The sequence below is a fragment of the uncultured Thiocystis sp. genome (genome assembly GCF_903866365.1).
Classification (GTDB): Bacteria; Pseudomonadota; Gammaproteobacteria; order Chromatiales; family Chromatiaceae; genus Chromatium.
Map to the genome: position 1 here is coordinate 1 of NZ_CAIPNF010000399.1, position 1,764 is coordinate 1,764.

A 1,764-nucleotide genomic window follows, 5' to 3' on the forward strand; every position below is an offset into this window, starting at 1 on the left:
AGTCGCGGTTGCGGCCAAAGTTCTCCCGGTGCCTGCTGCTCGGGCGGAGGCAATCCAGATCGCAGCGCGTTCCAAGCCTGCGAGGCGCGGCTGTAGCGGTTTTAGCTGCGGCCAGAAGGATGCTATAATAGCCGTATTCCGGCTTCCACGATAACCCAAGGAGCGAAGCGATGACCCGAGAAACCTTCGACCTGCAGCTATCCGCCTTGAATGAGCGCTTGCTGTCCCTCGGCACGATGGTCGCAAGGGTGCAGGAGCAGTCCGTTCGTGCCCTTGCTGATCGCAACGCCGATCTGGCGAACGAGCTGATTGCCGGCGATCACGCGATCAATCAGGCCCAGCACGAGATCGAGGATCAGTGTCTGTTCCTGATCGCCAGTCAGCAGCCGGTCGCCCGCGATCTGCGGCTGATTTTCTCCATCTCGTCCATCGCGTGGGAACTGGAACGCATGGCCGATCACGCCAAGGGCATCGCCACGCTGGCTCTGCGGTTGGCAGACCAGCCGATGCTCAAGCCGCTTATCGATGTGCCGCGCATGGCCGAGATCGGGCGAGACCTGCTCATGGGTCAGTTGGGCGCCTTCATCAGGGGAGACGTAGACGCGGCGCGCGCGTTTGCGGCGCGCGATGCCGAGGTGGATCAGCTCAATGACCAGGTTTTCCGGGAACTCCTGGTGATTATGATGACCGATCCTCGCACCATCACGCGCGCCACGTATCTCATGTGGGTCGCACACAATCTGGAACGTTTTGCCGACCGCACCACCAACATCGGTGAACGGGTCGTGTTTCTGAAGACAAATACTATTGTCGAACTGGACGACTGAACCTGGGGGATGAGCGCATGGATCTGACACAATTGAGCCAGATGGTGACCTGGCTGGACGAAGAACACCGGCGCGACCGTGAAGAGCTGGCCAAGCTTGATCAGCGCCTGCAAAGCATGGCCATCGAGAAGCAGGAGCAAGCGCGTCGACTTCAGGATCTTGAAGGCCGCCTGGCGAGCACGCACGCGCAGCTCTCCCGTTTCACGCAGATCGAGCAGGCGCTGCAACAGCTCAAGAACGAAGTGGTGGTGATGCTCGACAAGCAGACTGAGGCCCGACTTCACGCCGAACGGGAATCAGAGCGGGCCCGCCTCAGCGACCGGGAAGCCCTCAGCCGAAGCGTGGCGGAAATCCGCAAGGAACTCTCGCGCGTGTCCCGCGTCGAAGAAGATTTGGTCACCCGACAGGCCGAAGACCAGCGGCTGGGCGAGATGGTACTCGCTTTGCGTCAGTCGGTCAACGCGGTGAGCAAAGATCTGGACGAGCGCACCCGCTCCCTGCCGTATATGGTCGAACAGCGCGCCCAGGACAACAAGCGCATCGCCCAACTCCAGGCGGAAAACGTCGAACTGCTGAAGCGAACGGAGACCACCGCGAATCGCGTGCCGCTGCTGGACGACCGTATGCAGCGCCTCGAGAAGGAGCTTCAGCGCATCCAACCGATACCCGAACAGGTGCGCCAGGACCAACAGATCTTCTTGGAGGCCCAGAAGCTGACGGATGTCGAGCGGACGCGGCAGATGGGTCAGTGGGTGCAGGATTTTGCGACGCAGCGTGATTTAATCGAGAAGCAGAACTTGCGCATCCGGGAGTTCGATGCGCGCTATGAAGCTGCCGGCCGAGCCATCAAAGCGCTAGAGGAATTCCAGGCCCAGATCGTGCATGGCCAGAAGCAAGTATCTGAGTTGCAGCGCCTTGCAGAGGAACGGCAGCGCAA

At 60.8% G+C, this 1,764-nt stretch carries 2 protein-coding genes; both read left to right on the forward strand.

The window, feature by feature from the left end; all coding sequences use genetic code 11:
- Window positions 1-170: 170 nt before the first annotated feature.
- A complete protein-coding gene (gene phoU, locus QZY07_RS22210) occupies window positions 171-827 on the forward strand; it encodes a phosphate signaling complex protein PhoU (protein ID WP_295407605.1) in 657 nt (218 codons plus the stop codon).
- A 17-nt stretch (window positions 828-844) separates the two neighbouring features.
- The coding region (locus tag QZY07_RS22215; RefSeq protein WP_295407608.1) for a hypothetical protein at window positions 845-1,764 on the forward strand (920 nt) is incomplete at its 3' end.